Source organism: Aureivirga sp. CE67, from assembly GCF_015767245.1.
Taxonomy (GTDB): Bacteria; Bacteroidota; Bacteroidia; order Flavobacteriales; family Flavobacteriaceae; genus Aureivirga.
Window position 1 is genome coordinate 840089 of sequence record NZ_JADOTV010000001.1, and the last position, 23524, is coordinate 863612.

At 31.8% G+C, this 23524-nt stretch carries 15 protein-coding genes; all 15 read right to left on the bottom strand.

Annotated features, from left to right (window positions below; all coding sequences use genetic code 11):
* Window positions 1-213: 213 nt before the first annotated feature.
* Complete coding sequence (locus I0K12_RS03790; RefSeq protein WP_196885542.1) at window positions 214-1614, bottom strand: efflux transporter outer membrane subunit; 1401 nt, start codon at window positions 1612-1614, stop codon at window positions 214-216.
* Window positions 1611-4766, bottom strand: coding sequence for an efflux RND transporter permease subunit (locus I0K12_RS03795; RefSeq protein WP_196885543.1), 3156 nt, complete (start codon window positions 4764-4766; stop codon window positions 1611-1613). The genes I0K12_RS03790 and I0K12_RS03795 overlap by 4 nt, the downstream gene beginning before the upstream one ends.
* A gap of 4 nt (window positions 4767-4770) precedes the next feature.
* The gene (locus I0K12_RS03800; protein ID WP_196885544.1) at window positions 4771-5913 is read right to left on the bottom strand and encodes an efflux RND transporter periplasmic adaptor subunit; all 1143 of its coding nucleotides are present in this window, start codon (window positions 5911-5913) and stop codon (window positions 4771-4773) included.
* 15 nt (window positions 5914-5928) lie between these two features.
* Window positions 5929-6351 (bottom strand): hypothetical protein, encoded by a 423-nt coding sequence (locus I0K12_RS03805; RefSeq protein WP_196885545.1) that lies wholly within the window; start codon window positions 6349-6351, stop codon window positions 5929-5931.
* Between the two features lie 126 nt (window positions 6352-6477).
* Window positions 6478-7302, bottom strand: a complete 825-nt coding sequence (locus I0K12_RS03810; RefSeq protein ID WP_196885546.1) for a glycerophosphodiester phosphodiesterase family protein — start codon at window positions 7300-7302, stop codon at window positions 6478-6480.
* 88 nt (window positions 7303-7390) lie between these two features.
* Complete coding sequence (locus tag I0K12_RS03815; protein ID WP_196885547.1) at window positions 7391-9457, bottom strand: gliding motility protein RemB; 2067 nt, start codon at window positions 9455-9457, stop codon at window positions 7391-7393.
* 80 nt (window positions 9458-9537) lie between these two features.
* Window positions 9538-10113, bottom strand: a complete 576-nt coding sequence (locus I0K12_RS03820) for an acyltransferase (RefSeq protein WP_196885548.1) — start codon at window positions 10111-10113, stop codon at window positions 9538-9540.
* 14 nt (window positions 10114-10127) lie between these two features.
* Window positions 10128-10871, bottom strand: a complete 744-nt coding sequence (gene deoC / locus I0K12_RS03825) for a deoxyribose-phosphate aldolase (protein ID WP_196885549.1) — start codon at window positions 10869-10871, stop codon at window positions 10128-10130.
* 159 nt (window positions 10872-11030) lie between these two features.
* On the bottom strand, window positions 11031-11777 hold the full coding sequence (locus I0K12_RS03830) for an energy transducer TonB (RefSeq protein WP_196885550.1): 747 nt from the start codon (window positions 11775-11777) through the stop codon (window positions 11031-11033).
* A 104-nt stretch (window positions 11778-11881) separates the two neighbouring features.
* Entirely contained in the window at window positions 11882-12610 is a 729-nt protein-coding gene (locus I0K12_RS03835) for an energy transducer TonB (RefSeq protein ID WP_196885551.1), read from the bottom strand.
* Between the two features lie 45 nt (window positions 12611-12655).
* On the bottom strand, window positions 12656-13054 hold the full coding sequence (locus I0K12_RS03840; protein WP_317194413.1) for a VanZ family protein: 399 nt from the start codon (window positions 13052-13054) through the stop codon (window positions 12656-12658).
* A complete protein-coding gene (gcvH, locus tag I0K12_RS03845) occupies window positions 13026-13406 on the bottom strand; it encodes a glycine cleavage system protein GcvH (protein ID WP_196885553.1) in 381 nt (126 codons plus the stop codon). The genes I0K12_RS03840 and gcvH overlap by 29 nt, the downstream gene beginning before the upstream one ends.
* Before the next feature lie 30 nt (window positions 13407-13436).
* Window positions 13437-20603 (bottom strand): cell surface protein SprA, encoded by a 7167-nt coding sequence (gene sprA, locus I0K12_RS03850; protein WP_196885554.1) that lies wholly within the window; start codon window positions 20601-20603, stop codon window positions 13437-13439.
* A gap of 4 nt (window positions 20604-20607) precedes the next feature.
* Window positions 20608-21189, bottom strand: a complete 582-nt coding sequence (gene ruvA, locus I0K12_RS03855) for a Holliday junction branch migration protein RuvA (protein ID WP_196885555.1) — start codon at window positions 21187-21189, stop codon at window positions 20608-20610.
* A 38-nt stretch (window positions 21190-21227) separates the two neighbouring features.
* On the bottom strand, window positions 21228-23507 hold the full coding sequence (locus I0K12_RS03860; protein WP_196885556.1) for an NADP-dependent malic enzyme: 2280 nt from the start codon (window positions 23505-23507) through the stop codon (window positions 21228-21230).
* Between the last annotated feature and the right edge of the window lie 17 nt (window positions 23508-23524).

The window sequence follows — 23524 nt, forward strand, 5'->3', positions numbered from 1 at the left end:
ATAAGTAAGATTTGAATTGATTGGTCGGATAAAGAAGTAAAATCATACTGCTTTAGCGGTTTTTTATCGAGGTTGCAATCAGTCCAAATCTTTCCTCCGTAATTTGTTCAGTGCAAATTTATGAAACTAATTTAGAATTAGTTTAATTTTTATCATAATATTTACTTAACATTAGATAGATTTTTTAAATACTTCCTTTTTTAAATCAGAATCTTACAAACTTCCTCCACCCAGAGCTTGATAAAGCATAATCATCGAGTTAATCTTTTGAAACTCCGTATTTATTTTATTTACCTCCGCATTCAATTGATTACTATTTGCAGTTAAAACATCCAAATAATTCGCCAAACCGTAAATCAATAATTCTTCCGAATATTCAGTGGCTTTTCGTAATGCTTCTACTTCTCTTTCTAATAAAATTAACTTCTCCGACTCTATTTCATATTCCAACATCGCATCAGAAACTTCTTTCCCAGCAGTTAAAATCGTTAATTTATAATTATACAAAGCTTGTCTTTTCTGTGCTTTGCTTACTTCATATTGTGTCTTTATTTTTCTTTGGTTAAAAATTGGCTGTGTCAAACCTCCCATAAGAGAAGCAAATAAAGATTTTACATCGAACCATTTTTGAAAATCTGTACTCTGAAAACCTCCTTGTGCCGTAATATTAAATGATGGATAAAAATTAGAACGTGCTACATTTTCCATTTCAAACATCTGTACGAAATTATATTCTGCTTGAACAACATCGGGACGATTTCGTAACATTTGAGCTGGGTAACCAACTTTTAATTCTATCGGAAAATCTTGCGAATACAAATCTCCTCTTTCTATTTCTTGTGGATTTTTACCCAAAAGAATACTTATTGTATTTTCTAAAAGTTGAATATTTTTCTCTAAATCCAAAAGCATGGTTTGTGCTTGAATCACTTGCGCTTTACTTTGTAAAACTGCAACTTCATTCTGCTCACCTGCTTCTTTCAAAACTTGCATCGTTTGAAGATTTTGTACTCTATTTTCTAAGTTTTCTTGAACAATTTTCAATTGAGCATCATAAGCCAATAACTGATAATAAGAAGATGCCAAATTGCTTATCAATTTAGTTCGAACCAAACGATAACCAGCATTTGAACTTAAAAAAGCAGCAAAAGTAGCTCGTCGATTACTTCGAATCTTTCCCCAAATATCTGCTTCCCAAGAAACATTCCCGCTTAGTTCATATTGCTCAAACAAAGCTCCTGAAGAAGAAATAAAAGAAAACTGTCCATTTTGGGAAAAATATTGAAAAGTTCCATTTACTCCTGCTGAAAGTGTTGGTAAATATCCTGACCTTCCTTGATTGTAATAAGCTTCTGCTGCAATCACATTTTCCAAAGCCATTTTGATATCAAAACCATTTTGAAAAGCAGAATCAATCAAATTTTGTAAATGTTTATCTGTAAAAAAATCTTTCCATTCTACAGTTCCAATCGTTAATGTATCTTCTTCTTTAAAATTTCGATACAAATCTGTTGTTTCAATTTCTGGTCGTTCATAAGTTTTTGCTACAAAACAAGAACTCAACAACACAGCACTAAAAAATATTCCGAATATATAGCTAATTAGTTTCTTCATGATTCTGGAAGATTTTTTGATTCATTAATTTCACTATCTCCTTTTTTCCCTGAAATTCTTTCTTGTAAACTTTGAAAAATCACAAACAAAACAGGAATTACAAAAACTCCAAATACAGTTCCTATAAACATTCCTCCTACGGCAGCTTTTCCAATAGATTGATTTCCGATTGCTCCAACTCCAGTTGAAAATGCCAATGGAAATAATCCAAAAATAAATGCGAAAGAAGTCATTAAAATTGGCCTTAAACGAACCTTCGCTCCTTCAATTGCTGCTTCTACTATAGACATTCCATGTTGTCTTCTCTGTATTGCAAACTCCACAATCAGAATCGCATTTTTTGCCAAGAGACCAATCAACATAATGAGGGCAATTTGGAAATAAATATTATTTTCTAATCCTGTAATATTCACAAAACCTATTGCTCCTGCTACTCCTATTGGCAATGAAAAAATCACCGAAAGCGGAACAATATAACTTTCATATTGCGCACTTAATAAGAAATAAACAAAGAGCAAACTCAAAGCAAAAATGATGATTGACTGATTTCCGGTTGCAATTTCTTCTCTAGTAATCCCCGAATAATCGTAAGCATAAGTCGAAGGAAGATGTTCTTTCGCAACCTCAGCAATTACTTTTACAGCATCTCCAGAACTATAACCTGGATTTGGCAATCCATTTACAGAAACGGAATTCAAAAGATTGAATCGTTGTACTGTTTCTGGCCCATATACCTTTTTGAAATTGATAAATTCTGTAATCGGAACTGCGTTTTGACCATTATTTACAAAAATAGAATTCAAAGATTCTAATTTCGATCTATCATTTGCTTTTGCTTGAAGAAGAACACGATATTGTTTTCCGAATTTATTAAAATTGGAAACATAAAGTCCTCCAACATATCCTTGAAGTGTTGCAAATATTTGATTTACATTTAAACCTGCATTTTTAATTTTATCAACATTTACTTCCAATTCATATTGCGGATAATTCGGATCAAAAGCCGTAATTGCATATTGAATTTCGGGTCTTTTATTTAACTCAAACAAAAACTCGTTTGCAACATTACTCACCGTATGCCAATCATCTGTTCCTGTTTTATTTTGAAGTTTTAATTCAAAACCATTTGCATTTCCAAAACCTTGTACACTTGGTGGTGTAAAAAATAATATTCTTGCATTTGGTACAGAAAATGTCCGTTTAAAAAGTTCTCCAACTACAGCATCAATACTTTCGTCATCATTTTTTCGTTTAGAAAAATCTTGAAGTTTTAAAACCGAAAAAGCATAGGCGCTACCGTTTCCTCCATTTAATAAGCTAAAACCTGTAATACTCATTCTTTTATCAATGATATCCATAGTTTGGTATATAGAATCTAACTGATTTACTACTTTTTCTGTTTGGTAAAGTGTGGAGCCAGGAGGCATCGTTACATCGGCAAAAACAATTCCTCTATCTTCTGTTGGAATAAATCCTTGTGGTGTTTTATTAAACAAAAATAACATCAGAGCAATGAAGCCTAAAAGTCCAGCTATTGGTATAATTTTTCTTCTAATAAAAAGATGAACGATTTTAGAATATACATTTAAACACCAATCAAATCCTCTATTAAATAAATTGAAAAATCGTTGTAATAAATTCTTCTTTTCTTTTTTCTTGTGTAAATCTTTTAAGAAAACAGCGCAAAGCGCAGGACTCAAAGTCAAGGCATTTACTGCGGAAATCAAAATGGAAATAGCTAAAGTAATTGCAAACTGCTTGTAGAAAACTCCTGCAGGACCTTTTAAAAAGGAAGCGGGAATAAAAACGGCAGCCATTACAAGTGTAATCGAAATAATTGCTCCAAAAATTTCTTGCATCGCATCTAGTGTAGCTTCTCTTGCTGGCTTTCCTGTGGTTTCCATTTTAGCATGGACAGCTTCCACAACTACAATAGCATCGTCTACCACAATTCCAATGGCTAAAACTAAAGCAAAAAGTGTCAAAAGATTGATCGTAAAACCAAAAGCTTCTAAGAAGAAAAATGTTCCGATAATTGCTACAGGAACTGCAATTGCTGGAATGATAATCGAACGTAAATCTTGAAGAAATAAGAAAACAACAATAAAAACTAAAATAAAAGCCTCTATCAAAGTTTGCACAACATGATCCATAGAAGCATCTAAGAAGTCTTTTACATTATAAGGAATGATATAATTAAATCCGTCTGGAAAATCTGGTGCACTTTCGTCTAAAACATTTTCAATATCCAAGATAATTTGCTGTGCATTGGAACCAGAAGTTTGAAAAATTCCGATAGCAACTCCAGGATACCCCATAGCTTGGTTATTCGTTCCATAATTAAAAGCTCCTAACTCTACAGTTGCAATATCTTTTACTCTTAAAAAATCATTTCCATCTGCACGTATAATTATATTTTCATACTCTGAAACCTCATCAAATTGTCCTTTATATTTTAAAACATATTCAAAAACACCTTCCGAATTTTCTCCAACTTTTCCTGGAGCAGCTTGTAAGTTTTGTTCGTTTAAAGCAGCTTGAACATCTGCTGGTGTAATTCCATAACTCGCCATTTTATCTGGAGAAAGCCAAATACGCATGGCATAATCTTTAGCTCCAAAAACCTCTACTTGTCCAACTCCTTCAATTCTTTGAAGTTTTGGAACAATATTAATCTTCACATAATTCTGTACAAAAATTCCATCTAGATCTATATTTTCAGAATAAAAAGACATAAACATTAAAGCGGAAGTTTGACTTTTCTCTGTTGTAACTCCAGTTTCAATAACTTCTTGAGGCAAATTACTTGTTGCTTTTGAAACTCTATTTTGCACATTTACTGCTGCAATATCAGGATCTGTTCCTAATTTGAAATAAACAGTAATATTTGCCGAACCATCATTACTCGAAGAAGAAGTCATGTAGGTCATTCCTTCGGCTCCATTGATTTCTTCCTCTAAGGGAGTTACCACACTATTCAAAACTGTTTCGGCATTTGCTCCTAAATAATTCGCAGAAACCTGCACAGTTGGTGGAGCTACTTCCGGATATTGCTCAATTGGTAAAGTACTTAAACCAATCACTCCCAAAATCAAAATGATAATAGAAATTACGGTGGAAAGTACTGGTCTTTGTATAAATAATCTTAGCATAGCATCATTTATTTTGTTGCGTTGAACTTTCCTTTTGTTGTGCGTTTTTTGAAACAGGAATAATTTTTTGTCCTTTTTTCAACTTACTCACATTTTCTATTACTATTTTCTGTCCTTCATCTAGTCCTTTTGTGACAATATAAAAATCTCCATATTGCTCAGAAGTTGTTACTGCAACTGGGCTCACTGTATCATCTTTTCCGACAACATAAACGAATTTTTTATTTTGTAAATCATAAGTAGCAATCTGTGGAACTAGTAAAACACTATCTTGTTGAATCGGCATTCTGATTTTTCCGCTCGCTCCACTTTTTACAATTTTATCTTTATTCAAAAACAAAGCCTTCATCTCTACACCACCAGTTTGTTGGTTAATTTGTCCACCAATTGTGATAATTTCTCCTTCTTGATTAAATTTACTACCATCTGCAAGAATCAAATTTAACTTTGGTAATTTTGGTAATAAATCTTCATAATCATCCGTGGTAAAAGCTCTTCTCAATTTCAATAAATCTTTTTCATTAATGGTAAAAACCACTCGAAGACTATCAATATCTGAAACCACTGTCAATGGATTCGTTTCATTTGCTCCAACCAAAGATCCAACACGATAAGGAAAAACTCCAACAACGCCATCAATCGGACTTCTAATCACAGAAAAATCTAGATTATCTTTTGCTTGTTTATAATTTGCTCTTGCTTGATTTAATTGTGATTTTACAGCTTCGTAGTTACTAATCGCAGTGTTTAACTGGACTTGACTAATGATGTTCTTCTCTACAAGAGGTTCTAATTTCTCCACATCAATGATTGCTTTTCGCTCATTTGACTCAGCAACTTTCACCAAAGCTAAAGCAGCTTCTACTTGTTGTTTTAAAAGTGGCGTGCTTAATTTAAAAAGAATAGCGTCTTTTTTCACATTTTGTCCTTCCAAAGCAACTACTTCTGAAATATAACCTTCTACTTGTGGACGAATATCTACATCCAGAATTCCTTCAATATTTACAGGATATTCTATAAAAGTTGTTACATTTTCTGACTTCATTTCCTGAACTGGAAAGGGAAGTACACTTGGAGCTTGTTGCTTATCTTTCTTTTTACATGAAAAAAGTGCGCAGAAAAATAATAGGTAAATGAAATTTTTCATATCCAAAGGTTTTGATTAATCTTTAAAAAAGTGAACAAATGATTCTTTAAGGTTCCAATTGATTTCACCAGAAAACTCTACATGAATTTTCAACTGATTTTCGTGGTGATGTATATGTTTTTCAAAGTCTTTTCTGTGAAGTAATAATGTGACTTTCGAAGAATGTTTGTGTTCAGATTCTAAAATCTTATTATCATTAAATTCGCAAATCCAATGCGAGCTAATCTGATTTTTATCAAATACAAACTCCAAAGTTGGCATGTTGTATAATTCGTGTTCATGAAGATTTTTAAAATCGAAAATAATTCGACTAAAACCTTCTAACATCAAGAGATGTTCTTCTTCAAAACCTAATTCATCGAAATGAATAATTCCTTTCGGTTTTTCTTCAAAAAATATTGTGATCTCTCCTACTTCTATATCCAAAAATATCCCCATTACAATACATTTTTAATGTAAATCATAATGGGGTCTCTAAATATATTTTTAAGCTAAAATGACTTAAATTATTATCCTTTTTAAAGCTTTAGAAATAGTTTATATTTCTATTTTTAAAAAAGGTATTTAATAACCTCCGTCACCTCCGTTTTCTTCTTCAAGTTCTTCTTGAGAAATTCTTTCATAGAATTTTTGTTGAATCCAATATGGACGATTTGTTGTAATTCCATCAATTCCCATTTCTCGTAGTGTCCAAGCTTCATTGGCATCATCTACTGTGAAACACCAAACCAGGAATTCTCCTTTATCCATCGTTGTGATTAATTTTTGATTCACTACTTTATGATGTACGTCTACTCCGTCAATATTACATTGTTTTAACTCTGGATATTTTAAATAAACATCATCTAAAGAATAAGAAAGATAAAGTGCTGGAATTTCACTATAAATCTCTTTTAGCAAACAAAGTGTTTCCATATGAAAAGAGATAAATGTAAGCTCACCACCTTTCCAATGATTTTTCAAAATTTTCTGAAGTGGTTCTACAATTTCCTGACTTTCTTTTGCCTCAATTACTAATAATTTGTCTTTAGGAAGAATATCTAATATTTCAGATAATAATGGAATTGTTTCTCCCTCAAAATACGATGAATTTGTATTACTCAACAAAAGTTTTAAATCTTTTAATTCATCATAAGTTGACTCTGAAACATCTTTATCAACTCCAGTCATTCGTTTAGTATTCTCATCATGAAAAACAATAATTTGTTTGTCTTTCGTCAATCGAACATCTACTTCGACAACATCAAATCCCATTTGCCAAGCCATCTTCACAGCTGCCATCGAATTCTCTGGTGCAATATAAGACGCTCCTCTGTGCGCTATTAAACTAACTTGTGCGTTCATCATTAGCGTTGAAAAAAATATAAAAAGGTAAATTAGTTTTCTCATGATAAGTGTATTTAATATTCCTAAACATCACTTATAAATTTACAACTAATTAAACCAAAAATTAAACTAACTAACTGTTAATTAAGAATTAAAAATCAAAATACCAATCAAAAATATCTGCTCTTAAACCAAAATTTAACCAAACAGTATTTCCTTGTTCATATCCTTCTACAGGAGCTTGGGAATCAAAATTTCTAAGAATCACACCTGCATAAAGTTTCAATTTCGTTGCAGGATTTACAATATATCCAGCTTGTAAATCCGCTGTATAAATATTTGCTTTGTTTCCTTGTCCAATTTTATTATTGTAATCTCCTACTCTATTATCTAAATAACTTTTATAGATATTTCCACCATAACTTTTGGAATCTTCTGCATTATCAAAATCAAAACCTTTTTCACCAATACTCAACTTTGCATTAGCATACCAACGATTTTTCGTGTATCGAATAATTCCAACAGCTTCTTTAAAATTTGCTCCCCAAGGATGTGCTAAAGCTTGATTCTCGTTTCCATAATTTAAAATAACATTTTTATGAGAATAAGTATAAGGGCGAACAATATTCAACTCTCCTTGTAAATAAAGATTTTTGATATTAAAAGCATCATAATATTTTCCTCCTAATTGGAATCCAAGTTTATTTCCCCAATAACCATTTCTTGCAAAAATTTCTTTCACTGTAAATTCATCAATAACCATTTGACCATATAATGTGAACTTTCGATTCTTTCCTAATTTTAATTTAGAAGTAATACCTACCAAAGCATTTCCACTTCTTGGGCCTGTAGCAAACTCAACAGCACGATAAAAAATTAATGGGTTAATATAATTTACATCAAAACCTCTTTTATTTGTATTATCCCAAAGAGCAGATTCGAATAAACCTACATTCCAGTCTTTCGTAATATTTAAACTGAAATAATGCATCGCCATAAACTTTTGTCCATAAACTCCATTTTCAGATTCTTCAGGTCTAACATCACGAAGCCACATCCAAAGGTTTGTATATTTAATTTTCCAAAAAGTAGTGTTTATTTTAAAATATGTATTCGGCGTAGAAACATCCGAAAGAATCAATGAACGATATCCATCTCCAACAAAATTATGTCCAGTTCCGAAAGTAAAATCGAACATTTTATTAGGAGCATAAGTCAAATAAGCTTCCGCAACTGGATAATCAAATCCATCTTCACCAAATTCTTTTCCAACTCCTCTTCCTGGTACAATTCCAGGATTAAATCCATCAGCTTTTAATGATCTTGCATATGTATCAACATATTTTGAAAATCTGGCCTGAGATTCGTAGTAAATAGTGTAAAAATTCAAATGTTTACCAATCCCTCCTTCTATCTGAAGTGCTCTTGTGTTATTATAAGTATAGCTATAATCTGTATTTTTATCTTTTCCTAATTGAAGATCTACTAAAAAATCAATATTAAACCAATAATCTTTTTTATCTACAGTAGCCAAATGTTCATTCCATAACTTTCTTCCAAACCAAGATTTTTTTTCTTTTAAGAGTGGCGAAACAATTTCATTTAAGTTCTTATAATCTTTCAGATAATTATAAGAATAAGGTTTTGAAGCAGAATGTGAATTATCTCCTTGATTTACGAAGTATTCGTATTGATCATATTTACTATGTACCAAAGGAATGAAAAGATTACTATTAAATTCTCGGTAAATTGGTGTAGAATCTTTCTTTTTTAAAGCATCTTGAATTGCAACTTTTTTAGCTTTATGATTCGAAAATTTCCCGTCAACAATTGGAAATTCTGCTGGAAGTACAAATCGCATTTCTACAGAAATATCATGAAGTTTTGCTGAAGTAATTTTTGGAAAATTTTGGAACGCTTTTTTAATTTCTTCTTTGTATTTTTCATTGTTTGTATTGCTATAAATCGCTTTGAATTCTCCTTGATTCGTAACAATAAAAACTACATTTATTTTTCCTTCAAAACTTAAAATAGAAGCATTTTCTTTTTCTATATTTTGAATAAAAAGTTTTTCTACTTCTTGGTTAAAACAATCTTTTAATTCTTCTTTTGATTTGGTTTCACAAACCTCAAAAACTGGATACTTCTCTTCTTGCTCTTGAGCATTGCTAATAAAACTTATTAGAAAGACTAATAAGTAAAGTAATTCTTTCTTCATGTTGTGGGGTATTTCTATAAAAAAATCATCATGAATTTCAATGAGAAACTCAGGATGACTTTTTCTTATAATCGACTAACTTATTTTGTTCTAGTAACAATGCTGTCTTCTAATAAATATTCTTGTTCACTTTCAGGACAAACTGCAATACCTTCTTCATTAAATTCTAATCGATGTCCATACTCTCCAACCCATCCGATTTGTTTTGATGGATTTCCTACTACCAATGCATAATCTGGAATATCATTAATTACAACAGCTCCTGCTCCAATAAAGCAGTATCTTCCTAACGTATTTCCACAAACAATTGTTGCATTAGCACCAATACTTGCTCCTCTTTTCACAAGAGTTTGCATGTATTCTGATCTTCTGACCACAGCACTTCTTGGGTTAATTACATTTGTAAAAACCATCGAAGGACCAAGGAAAACATCATCATCACATTTTACTCCGGTATAAATCGAAACATTATTTTGAACTTTTACATTATTTCCCAAAATCACATCTGGAGAAACAACAACGTTTTGACCAATATTACACTTTTTTCCAATAGTGCAATTAGGCATAATATGACTGAAATGCCAAATTTTAGTATCCTCTCCAATTTGGCATCCCTCGTCAATTACTGCAGTTTCATGTGCAAAAAATAAACTCATATATTTTCTTTGAATTAATATCCTTCTGAAGCAGTTTTTCCGTCTGCAATTTTCTTAGCAGAAGAAGTTCCTAATCTTGTAACTCCCATTTCCAACATTTTCACTGCATCTTCATAAGATCTTACTCCACCAGCTGCTTTTGCTTGTAATGGTTTTGCGTTTTCACAAATTAATTCCATTCCTTCAAAAGTAGCTCCTACTGGTCCTCCATCTTCTCTTTTATAGAATCCTGTTGAAGATTTTACGAAAACTTCTTTCGCTTGTTCTTCCGTAAAATTTTCTACAACAACATCACGAATTAATTGTGTAAGACCTACAATTTCTTCGTTTGTTAATGCAGCAATCTCAATAATCCATTTTACAACTTTTCCATTGTCTAAACCGATTTTTGTTCCCTTAAAAACCTCTCCTTTTACTAAGTTGATTTGTTCGTTTTTAAAAGCTTCATAGTTTACTACATAATCCAACTCATCTACACCATCCTTGATTGCTTTTTCAGCCTCTTCTAATTTCTCTACAACTGTAGCAGTCCCTTCATGGAAACCAATTACAGTTCCAACAACTACATCAGCACCAGCATCTGCAATCATTTTTTTCGCCATAGAAACAAAATTCGGACGAATCATGACAAGTTTAAAGTTATTTTCAATTGCTTCATTGACTAAATCAACTACTATTTGCTCCGTTTCTTTTTCAGAAATTCCAGCTTGCTCTGGAGTTTTTAAGTAAGTAGAATCTAAATACTGATTAACATTCATAACTTTATTTGTTTATAAAATTTAGTATTACAAAAATAAAATAAAAAATCCCGCTAAACACGGGATTTTTAATATAATTGATTTAATAAAATGATAAATTTCAATTGATTTTCTAAAATTCAAAAAACTAATGTTAAATTATTTAGGTTTAAAGTAATCTTATTCTACATAAAAACTAATCGGTAAATAATATTTTACATTCACTGGTTGATTTCTCTGTTTTCCTGGAGTCATTGTAGGTAGTTTATCAATAATTCTCTCCGCTTCTTTTTCTAAAGCTTTATGAGGAGCCATTATTCTTGATATTTTGGCTTCTCCATTTTTATCGATATGAAACATTACTTTAATTTTTTTCTTCCCCGAACGAAGCCCTAATTGATTTGCTAAGTCAGAATTAAATTTCATAGAAACGAACTTCATCAATTTTTTCTCAAAACATTTTCTTTTTCCTTCATTATCTTTCTTTTTTTCACAACCTGGGAAAACAGGAACTTCTTCTAATGCTCTGAAACTATAAATTGTGTTATCCTCTTCTTCAATTTCTACACCTTCATCTAAATTTTGAATTTGCTCACTAATATCAATTGGATCTTCATCTGTTTTGATATCAATATCTGGAACATCCATATCATTATCGACTTTTTTGATCAAATCATTTAAATCTACTTTTGGTTGAATTACTTCTTTTTTGACAATTTTCTTTTTCTTTACAATATTTTCTTTTCGAAATTCATCCATACTAAACTCTACTGGTTCATCATTTTCAATAACATGAGTTGCCGCTTTGACTTGTTTTACTTCTGACTCATATTGCAAAATGATATACACAACAAATAAGGATAATACTAAAGATAAATGCAATATTACTTTAGAATAATTTGACAAATTTTTGTTTTTTGACTTCATAATTTATTTTTTTTAAAAGTTAATAAAATCTTAAAACCAAAATATATGCCAAAAAAAAATCTAGCCGCTAAGCTAGATTTTCTTAATATTTTAATAACATTGTTTTATTCTACATTGAAAGAAATTGGTAAACCGTATTTTACACCTACAGCTCTACCTCTTTGCTTTCCTGGAGTCATCTTTGGAAGTGATCTAATAACTCTTTCTGCTTCTTGTTGCAGTCTTTTATGTGGAGCTCTTGAACGAACCTCTGTGATATTACCTTTATTATCAATTTTAAACTGAACGATAATTTTCTTTTTTCCAGGAGGCAATCCTAATTCATTTGCTAAATCAGCATTAAACTTTTTAGCAACATGCTTTTGGATTTTTGTTTGTAAACATTTCTTAAGCTCTGCTTTATTACCTTTACATCCAGGGAATACAGGAACTTCCTCAATAATTGCGAAAGGAACATCTTCAATAACTTCTTCTTCTTCTTCCTCTTCTACAATTTCCTCTACCTCTACAGCTTCATTCTCATCAGCTTCCGTATCTTCGAATTCTGTTTCTTCGATTTCTTCATCATCTTCAACGATTTCGATTACCTCTGGTGCTGCTGGTGGTGGTGGCGGTGGTGGCGGTGGTTTTACTTCGAATTCACGTTCAGTAATTGGGATATCCTCCTCATCTTCTGCTTGTAAAACAGAATCCGCTAATTCAGAATACGTTTTTTCGTATGTCTTATGTTCTATCGCTAAATAAACAACGACTAACGACAAAACTAACCCTAATTGCATAAACAATTTGGTATAATTCTGTAAATTTGCCTTTGGGTTCTTTTTAACTTCCATTTTAAAAATTTTATAGGTCTGCTAATTTAATAATTTATACTTGACTTACAAGTTAAATATTCTAGTTCCGTATTTACGGCGCAATATATTAAAAAATATAAAAGCAATCAAAACTCCACAGGAATTTGCGACTCCATCATACCAATCGAATTGTCTGCTGTCCGTAATTGTCTCTTGTAAAATTTCAATAATTATGCCAAAGATAGCAATACTTATCAAAAGTAGGATGTTAAAATTTCTTTTTTTAAAAGAAAGGTTAAATGTTAACAACCAATTAAATGTTAAAACAAAATACATTAAGAAATGTATTGTTTTATCTTTTCCATAGATAGTAATTTTAATATCTATATTATTTGTTGGCATTATACTCACTACAAGTATTGTTATTGTAGTGAGTATAGCCAAATATGGAAGACTAACCTCCAATAATTTCTTTATATGCATCTACACTTAAAAGACCTTCTAATTCAGACTCATCAGAAATTGTAATTTTAATCATCCATCCTTCTCCATAAGGATCTTTGTTTACTAATTCTGGCTCATCTTCTAATGCTTCATTAAACTCTGTAACTTCTCCCGTAAGTGGCATAAATAAATCAGAAACTGTTTTTACTGCTTCTACAGAACCAAATGTTTCGTCTTTATCAACTGTTTCATCAATTGTATCAACATCAACATAAACAATATCACCTAACTCACCTTGAGCGTGATCTGTAATTCCGATAGTTGCTACATTTCCTTCTACTCTTACCCATTCGTGGTCTTTTGTATACTTTAATTCTGCTGGGATGTTCATTTTTTACAAATTTATTATTTAGTTATTAAATTAATTTCCGATTGTATATCTAACACTTAATCCTGCACTGATTGATTTTCGTGGGAAAGTTGTTGAAATAGCATATTTAGAAATATTTTGATCATAGTAGAAAGATGTAATTAAGTTTTTACTTAAATTATAATCTGCTGAAAATTTAATCGCAATAATCTTTTGTCCTCCTGTAATCTGATCATTATCTTGTTCGATTTCTCTAATTTGTGTTAGATCATCTCTCAATGAGAATGTCGCTTTAAGATTTAAATCTCCTTTTAGTTTTCTAGGTTTCCCTGCAAAACGCATTTTCATTTTTAAATCTTTTACAATATAACCAATTCCTATTTCATATTCCGTTCCTCGGATTTGTGTTAGTGTATTATTATCAAAGTTCAAAGTTAAGGATCTATCTTTATTTATTCTACCAGAAAATGAAAAAGAATTCTTCATTTTAACATCTACTTTCACAAGTGGAGAATACTCTTCAATCATACTTACGTTTGTATATAAATATTTCCCATAGAAGTTTCCTGCAATATCCTTTTGATTGTTTATTTCACTATACTGTAAATTATTTGTATAACTTGAAATTGCAAAGATTGAATTATACCCATGACTTACTGTAAAACTTCTAAAATTCTTTTTAAACCATTTAAAGTTCATTAAACCTCTATAAGTTAACTTCCATCCTGGAAAAGGAATATCTTTACTAAATGCATTTAAACTTACCTTGCTAGCATCTTCTCCAGAATAAGCAGCCATAAACGCAGGTAATAATACTTGTTGACTAGTTGGTCCATATCCATCTTGATATTGATCTGTGTTTGTTCCAGCCAATCTATTTGAAATCGTCACACGATTTTCTCTAAACTTTCTGAAAGCATCATCACCTGAAGCATCAAAAGAAGTTCTAATCATATTATTACTGATACTATATCCTCCTAATTGATATTCTGGAGAATCTAGAATTTCTCTAATTTCAGTTCCATTTTGGTTATAACGAATTACATCCAATTGTTGTGAAACGTCTTTTGTATAAACTCTTGAACCAAATAATTCAATATCTAATTTATCAACTGGTTTAATATCGAAAGAATAATCTAGTTTCTCATAATGAGTTCTACTATATGTTTTATTATAATAAGGATCATTTAATTCACTATTAATATCATCTCTATCTACAACATTACGTGTAACTAACCATCCATTTCTTAATGCTCTTTCTCTAATGTCTGCCTGACTTCCGAAAACAAATCCAAAAGTTGGTGCAAGATTCCCACCATAATTATCCCTTCCTAAGAATCCTATTTCAGGAGCGTAACCCGGTAAGAATGTTCCATTATTTTCTAAATAACTAATCTTAGCCTTTTTTACAGAAGTAGCAACATCTACAAATCCTTTGATAATTTTTTGACCAACAGATAATTTACTCTTTTTACCTTTATTATTTGAAGGTTTTAATTGCGTTTTAGCATCTTTACTATTCAACCCAAGTTTACCTCCTTGACTTCTTGTTTTCTTACCTTTACCTTTCTTTTTATTAAAAAGTTTATTAACTCCTATTTTTCTATAAAGTTTTGTGAAGTTTAAGTCTCCTGAAATATTATGTGTATTTGAGTTTTGAATCGTGTGACCGATTTGCTCAAAATATTGTGGAGATACAGCTTGCCAATCAAACTCTGCTGTATAAGTATAATTAGCTCTTACAAATTCTAAAAATGGTATCTTATCTAAAGGTAACTTATAAGAAGTTTCTAATTTTTGGTGGTAATTATTTGGTCTCCCTATATCGAATAAATTATCAAATAATCTATTTTCATCATCAATCTCAAATTGATCATTTACATAATAATTTGAAGCCTTAAATGTAAATTGTAATGATTTTGATAAATTATAATTAAATCCATAATCCCAATCAAACATATATCTTCTCTGGATTAACTCTGGTAATTCAGGTAAACCTTCGATTAATGTTCTAGATCGTTGTGCATTAAAATTTCTATTAATATTTGAGTTAACAGAAATTGAAGTTGGCAATACATTAAAGTTGAAATCTCTTATAAATTTCATATACTTTTTCTTCTTAGCAAACTTCCAGTTCTTTAATGGCTCAATATATTTTGGTTGAATATTATAATTATATGACCCAGAAAATTTCACATTTTGATCTAAGTACTTCTGTACATTATAATCTTTATGATACATCTCATTATACGCACCCGATACCGACAGGTTTTCTACATCATAAGGCATAGGTTTTTTAGTAGAATTTGGATTTCTTTCTTTACGAACATTGATTAAACTAATATTCCTACGTTTTGTATAATCTTGAGCTTCTGCACTCAAAGGGTTTACATCTTTCGCATCATCGAATAAAACATCTTGGAATTGAGGATCAAATTTAGGATCTCTAAATTCTTCTGAAATTCCATAGTTAAATGGTAATTGAATCCCCCAATGATTCGGAAGAAGTTTCCCCATATTTACATTTGTAACGATGTCATATTGTTTTACATCTTCTTGATTTCTTTCGTTTAATCTTTGCTCAATTCCACCGAAACCAATAGTCTCAATACGCCCTGTTGCAGAGATATCAGCAAAGTCAGCAATGTTAGCATCTGTACTTACAACTGTTGCCCAACCTCCTTCATTCTCAAAACCTGCTGCTCTGAACTCATCATACCAAATTTCAAAACTTTGATGATTGTTTGAATCATTTTTAATTCCTAACATCATTGTTTTTACATTTCCAATATTTGGATTACCCTTCACACGGATTACATAATCTAAACCTAAATCTTCAAATGGATTTGGTTGTCCATAATTTGGGTATAATTGATTTACTGGTGGATTTGTTTCATCACCAAATCTTAATAATTTTAGCTTACCAAATAAATCTAAAGCAACCTCTAAATTATTCGCTAAAGGCCAAATTTCTTCTGGAGTAACAGCTGAATACGGTGTTACTTCTAAAGGCATCTCAATCTGATAGAAGTTCTCATTTAAATCACTACCAAGACGAATCACAGCTGTCATTTCTCCTGTTTCTACCTGAGGTTCTGTTTGAATTCCTTCAAGGTGCATAAACATTTTCAGTTTTTTATACATCCTTAAATCCAAACTCGTATTCTTATAAATACCTCTCGCATGATTTGGTGGAAGTTCTTTTATTTTTACAGAAACCGATTGCTCATTTTGTTGTTGAACAGTAGTATTTCCTTGTAATTCTTCACGAACAATACCTGGAGGTAAAACATAAGGAATTGGAACTCTTGAAGCATTCTCTTCAATATTAACAACTCCAACTTCGAATTTATTTAATTCTGGTGTTGGAAGTGGATTGAATGGTGGCGCTACTAATTCATTTTTATATCTTCTCCAATCTCCACGAACTAATTTTAAGTCTGCAAGTCTTAATACAACTGGCATTCTAAATTTCGTTAGGAACATTCTCATAAAACGAATGGATTGGAAATCTGAAATTCCTCCAATTGCTTCCCCTGATTGGTTGATTGGAATACGGAATTGTAACCATCTATAGTTTCTAGGCGCACTTCCATCTTCTGGATTTACAGTAACTACTTTTTCATCCACAATATGATTTTGCCCAACAATTAAATCTGATTTCGCCATCGAAACTCTAAACTGCCAATAGCTTTCTACCGTATTCATAGTTTGATCCTTATTCACATCCTCTACATCTGGATAAGAAGTTGCAGAAGTAGGATAAGATTCAGGTGAATTATCGATTGTTGGTGAGTTTCCTTGTGTTCTATTATATCTTTGATATCTTCTTAAAACCGATGCATTCTCTGCATCCCAAATACTACTTCTATAAAAACGGTAGTTATCTGAAGATGGATCCTCAAAGTTTGCAAATGCTGGATTTGCGTTTTGAGCAAAATACTCTTTTTCCCTAGCATCATCTAAACCATCAAAACCTATATCTTGATTTGGTCTTGCAGCATCATTCTCATCAAAAGCATATAATAAAGATTGATTTTTTGGAATATATCCGAAATTATTTGCAGACTCTAATACGTTATCTCCTACAATCTGGTTTCCATCTGCAGGATATCCATTTTCGTATACTTTTCTATTATCTTTTAATACATCTTCCGAAATATTTCCTAAGTTGAAATATAAATCTCCCACTTGGTTTGCAGGATTATTTGGATCAACTCCTGGAGGTAAACCTTCTGCTTCTGTTATCGAATAGTAATCATATGGATCTTGAATCCAGAATTGGATATATTCAATATTTGCTTGATCAAAGTTTGTTGTATTCAGTGGACGCATGATTCCTCCCCATCTTGACTCAGGATCTGTTAAATATCCATCCTCTCCAGCATCTGGCTCATCATAGTTAAAAGATCCACGTGTATAAGGATAATATGCTAAATCTAAAGTTCTAACAATAGAAGTTTGCGTAATATCTAACTCTTGTTCTGGGAAAATCTCTTCATATCTAATTCTACGAACTTCCGCTCTAGAAAGTTCTACTTCATCAATATTATCTGGCTGAAGAGATCCTCCATAAAATAATTGATCAATAGTATACCAAGCTAAATTTGCTCTTTTTGCTCCATATTCTAAATCATTTGCATCTCCTCCTAAATCTAAAGTAGTCTGATGTTGTGGTGTAGAAGCTAAAACCCATTGTAATGGTGAAGAAATATCTAAAGGAATTTGAGATCCTTCAAAATCATCAATATATGCATTTGCTTCATTTCCATCTTTAATAGCTTTTGGTTCTCCTGGTTTTAAGTAAGCAAAATCTCCACGTACAGAAATATTCGAAGGAACATCTGTGTCAATATTCGGAAGTTTATTCGCTAGTTTAGTTAAAAAAGGAACCTCTGTACTATAAGAAGCATTTAAACCAAAAATAGAATTATTAATTGGTTCTGAAGCTAAGTTTACTTTTTGTGTTAATGGTCTTTCATTTAAGTTTAAGAAAGAAGCTCCAACTTGAAATTTATCAGAAAATTTATGTTGTACATCTAAACCAATAAACGATTTGTCTTGTGCAGCGAAAGTAGAATTATTTTCTACAGAAACTTCAATTGGTGCATTAGAAGCTTCTAAAGATGGGTTAATAATTTGTACACGACCAATTTGGTAATCTACTACATAATCCACTCCTTCAACAAGCTCTCTACCTCCCGTTGTAACACGTACAGATCCTGGAGTAACGTTGAATGCTCCAAGAGGAATTCCTCCTCCTCCACTATCTGATTTATAATATCCTTTTAAGAAATACTTATCTCTTTGTTGGAAATTATTTTTAGCAAAAGCTTTTGTTTGTCTATATAATTCTCTGAATAAATATTGATCATCATCTGGATTTGTCAGCTCGCTAGCCATCCAGTCTCCAAAAGGTTCTACTTCTGGGAAAATAATGTATCCTTTTTCTGAGTTTACAGTAATTCCTTCTATATAATCAAAATATCCATTTCCTTTATTTCCTGCAATCGGATTTCCATACTGATCTAATCTATCCAAACGAACAAGATTCATAATCGTTCTTTGGTTCGCAGCATTTTCAGTTCCTTCTCCAGTTTTTGCATTTTGAAGTGTATTAATTGCAACTCCAGTAGCATCATCTCTATATAATAACTCGAAACGGAAACCTTCTTCTTGTAATTGGTAAGCTCCTAATGAATAAATATTTTTCATCATCAGATCCCACATAGGAACATCCGTTGTGATAATTTCACTACGTAAAAGCTTCACTGCAATTGCAGCAGGAGCAATGATACCATCCGAAGATAATTCCCCTACTTTAAATACTTCATCACTTCCGTTGATAGTATATTCATAGGCTACAGCTAAAATGTCACTTTCTCCTAATTTTCTGTTTAAAGAAATATATCCTAATTGTGGATTTAATTGGTATTCTGATGGATTTAACAAACGTGCATTTTCTAGAAGTGAAAAATCTCTTCCTTGTTGCATTCCATAACTTCCTTGTAAAGCTCCTGAAGCTGTAGAAACATCTCTAATCCCACTGTTATTTGTTAGTTCATTTACAATATTATTCGCACCATTTGATGGATCTCTTGGTCCAGGAATTGGTGTTACTCCAGGTGCTCCAATATGATCTAATTTCCCTTCAGCTAAATCGGCAATCGCCACAATATTTCTAACATTTTGTGTAGAAGTATTTCTATTTGTTACCCAAACTTCAATTTTTGTAATATTAATATTACTCGAAATCAAAGGCAAATTTGACAAGGCATCATTATAGTTTTCTCTAAATTCTTGTGCTAAGAAGAAGTGCTTATTATCATCGTAATCTGTAGTCTGTAATTCAAACTCTTCAATAGTAGAACTTCCTTGTGCGTTTACTGTTTTTGTCTGAGATCTTTGTCTTGCAATAACTCCAGTAATCGTTGTAGGTCCAAATTGAAATTGTGTCTTTACCCCGAAAATATTTTGAGCTCCAGCAATCAAAGAGTTTTTCATAGGCATACTAATATTACCTACTTCAATTTTTTGTAAAATATCATCTTCCGTTGGCGTGTATTCTAATTTTAAAATATTCTGGAAGTTAAACGTTGACTGCGTATCATAGTTTACTGTAGCTTGTAATCTTGTTCCAACTTTTGCAATTAAACTTGCACTGATTTGTTGGTCAAAATCAAAAGTAAAACTACTTCTATTTCTTTCAGAAAGCTGTGGATTTTCTACTCTTTGCTGTAAAATCCCCATCTTGATGAAAATAGTAGCTTGCGGATTTACCTCCACTGTATTACCTCCAAAAATTGATTCAAAGAATTTACTATTTACATAATACGTTGGCAATAAATCTTTTTGCGCTTCCTTACTTCCTTCTTTCTTAGGGTTTAATGCTGAAATTTTTGTTTTATAATATTCCAACATATCCTTCTTCAAACGATATTCTCTATATTGTTCCTCCGTCATATGAATAGGATGTGTGATATAATAATCTCCTATCTTTTCAAGAATCACATATTGTTTTAAATCCGGATCGTACACTACTTCTTTGGTAGCTCCATTATTTAAAAACAAACTCCCATTTTGTTCATTTTTAAAAGTATATTTTAAGCTATCTTTTTGTTTTTCTCCTTCGGTTTCCTGTGCATGAAGCACTATAACTGATGAAAAAATAAAAAATATAACTAGTAATAATCGCTGTAGCCAAGTATTTTTTTCCAACGTACTATAAATTTTTTAATGCTTTTTTAATTAGGTTTTCCACGTCCATACTAGAATCCTCCTTAAGTATTTTATCCAATACTTTCTCTGCTTGTTTCTTATTAAATCCTAATACTTCTAATGCAGATAACGCCTCATCTTTGTTTGTATTGTTTTGAACTAAAGAAACTTCTTCTAAATCGTATGTTTTTAAGATTTTGTCCTTTAAATCAATAATAACTCTTTGTGCTGTTTTAATTCCAATTCCTTTAATAGATTTAATCACAGCTACATTTTCAGATGCTATCGCTTCTTGGATTTCTCTGGTTGTCAAGGACGACAACATTGTTCTTGCAGTATTTGGTCCGATACCTGAAACAGATATCAAAAATCTAAAAACCTCTCTTTCTAATTTGTCTTTAAATCCGTAAAGCGTATGAGAATCTTCCTTGATAGAAAGATGTGTGTAAAGCATTATTGCTTCGCTATCTCCTAATTTTGAATATGTTTGCAAAGATATATGCAAAAAATAACCTATACCATTGCATTCCACAATGGCATAGGTTGGATTTTTTTCTATTAATTTCCCTCGTATATGAGTAATCATTTCAGCTGGTTAGTGTTTGAAAGCTCAAATGTAAGAAATTATTGTTTAATTTTCATCTTTTCCTGAGCATCCACAACAGCTATACAAACCATATTCACAATTTCGTCTACACTAGCACCTAATTGGATGATATGTGCTGGTTTAGCAAGTCCCATTACGATTGGCCCAACAGAATCAATTTTATTCAATTCTTTCATCAACTTATAACTGATATTCGCTGATTCTAGATTCGGGAAAATCAATCCGTTTACTCTTCTATCTGTCAATTTAGAGAATGGGAATTTTCCTTTCATCATTTCAGAGTTTAATGCAAAATCTGCTTGCACTTCTCCGTCGATAGATACTTCTGGATGTGATTTGTGTATTAATTCAACTGCATGTGCTACCTTTCTTGAAGATTCAGATTTTGAAGAACCAAAATTTGAGAACGATAACATTGCTAAATGTGGATCTAATCCAAACATCTTCATAGTCATCGAAGTCATATGTGCAATCTTCGCTAAATCGTGCGCAGAAGGATTGATATTCATCGTTGTATCTGAGAAGAATAATGGTCCTTGAGAGGTCAACATTAAGTTTGTTGCCGCTACTCTTTCTACTCCTTTTGCTTTTCCAATTAATTCAATCATCGGTTTTGCAACAGAAGGATAATTTCTAGAATAACCAGTAACTAAAGCATCTGCATGCTCACAATTTACCATCATTGCTGCAAAGTAATTACGCTCACGCATCCATTTTTGCGCTTCTAAATACGTAACTCCTTTACGCTTCATTTTATCCCAATAAAGCTTTGCAAACTCTTCTCTTCTTTCATCTTCTGTATCACATTTTGGATCTATAATTTCAACATCAGCATCAAAATTAATTTGCTCCATCATGATTTTGATGATGTTTTTATTCCCTAATAAAATTGGAATTGCAATTCCTTCGTCATGAGAAATCTGAGCAGCTTTTAATACATCTAATTGATCTGCTTCTGCAAACACAACTCGCTTAGGATCTGTTTTTGCTCTGTTTGTCAACATACGCATCATCTTACTTCCTGTTCCTAAACGCTCCGCTAATTCTTCTCTATAACGTTCCCAATTTGTAATTGGCTCTGTAGCTACTCCAGACTCAATCGCTGCTTTTGCTACTGCTGGTGGAATTTCTTCAATAAGCCTTGTATCAAATGGTTTTGGAATGATATAATCTTTTCCAAACTGAAGATTGGTTTCATTATAAGCAATATTTACTTGCTCTGGCACTGTTTCTTTTGCTAAATCAGCTAAAGCATGTACAGCTGCCATCTTCATTGCCTCATTAATTTTTGTAGCTCTAACATCTAAAGCTCCTCTAAAAATAAATGGGAAACCTAATACATTGTTCACCTGGTTAGGATGGTCAGAACGACCAGTTGCCATAATGATATCTTCTCTTGTCTGAATTGCTAAATTATAGTCAATTTCTGGTGTTGGATTTGCCATCGCAAACACAATTGGATTTGCAGCCATCGAAAGAATCATCTCTGGAGAAACTACATTTCCTTTTGATAATCCGATGAAAACATCCGAACCTTTCATTGCTTCTTCTAAAGTATGAACATCTACAGCTGTAGCAAATTCTTCTTTTTGAGAAGTTAAATTATCTCTATCCTTACGAATAACTCCTTTACTATCACACATAATGATATTTTCAGGAGAAACTCCAAGAGCGATATATAAACGAGAACAAGAAACTGCCGCAGCTCCTGCTCCATTTACAACAACTTTTACTTCTTTAATATCTTTTTCAGCAATTTCTAAAGCATTTTTCAATGCTGCTGCCGAAATAATTGCAGTTCCATGTTGGTCATCGTGCATTACAGGAATATCCAATTCCTCTTTTAATCTTCTTTCGATTTCGAATGCCTCAGGAGCTTTAATATCTTCTAAGTTAATTCCACCAAAAGTTGGTGCTATTGCTTTCACTGTTTCAACAAACTTATCAACATCTTTTGCGTCTACTTCAATGTCGAAAACATCAATATCTGCGAATATTTTAAAAAGTAATCCTTTTCCTTCCATCACAGGCTTTGAGGCTTCTGCTCCGATATCTCCTAATCCTAAAACAGCTGTACCATTTGAAATTACCGCTACTAAATTTCCTTTAGCAGTGTATTTGTAAACATTTTTTGTGTCTTTGGCAATTTCTAAACAAGGCTCTGCAACTCCAGGCGAATATGCTAGAGCTAAGTCTCTCTGCGTAGCATATTTTTTAGTAGGTACTACTTCTATTTTCCCTGGTTTTGGTTTTGCGTGGTACAAAAGTGCTTCACGTCTTTTTCTTGAATCACTCATAAAATTAAATTTACTTT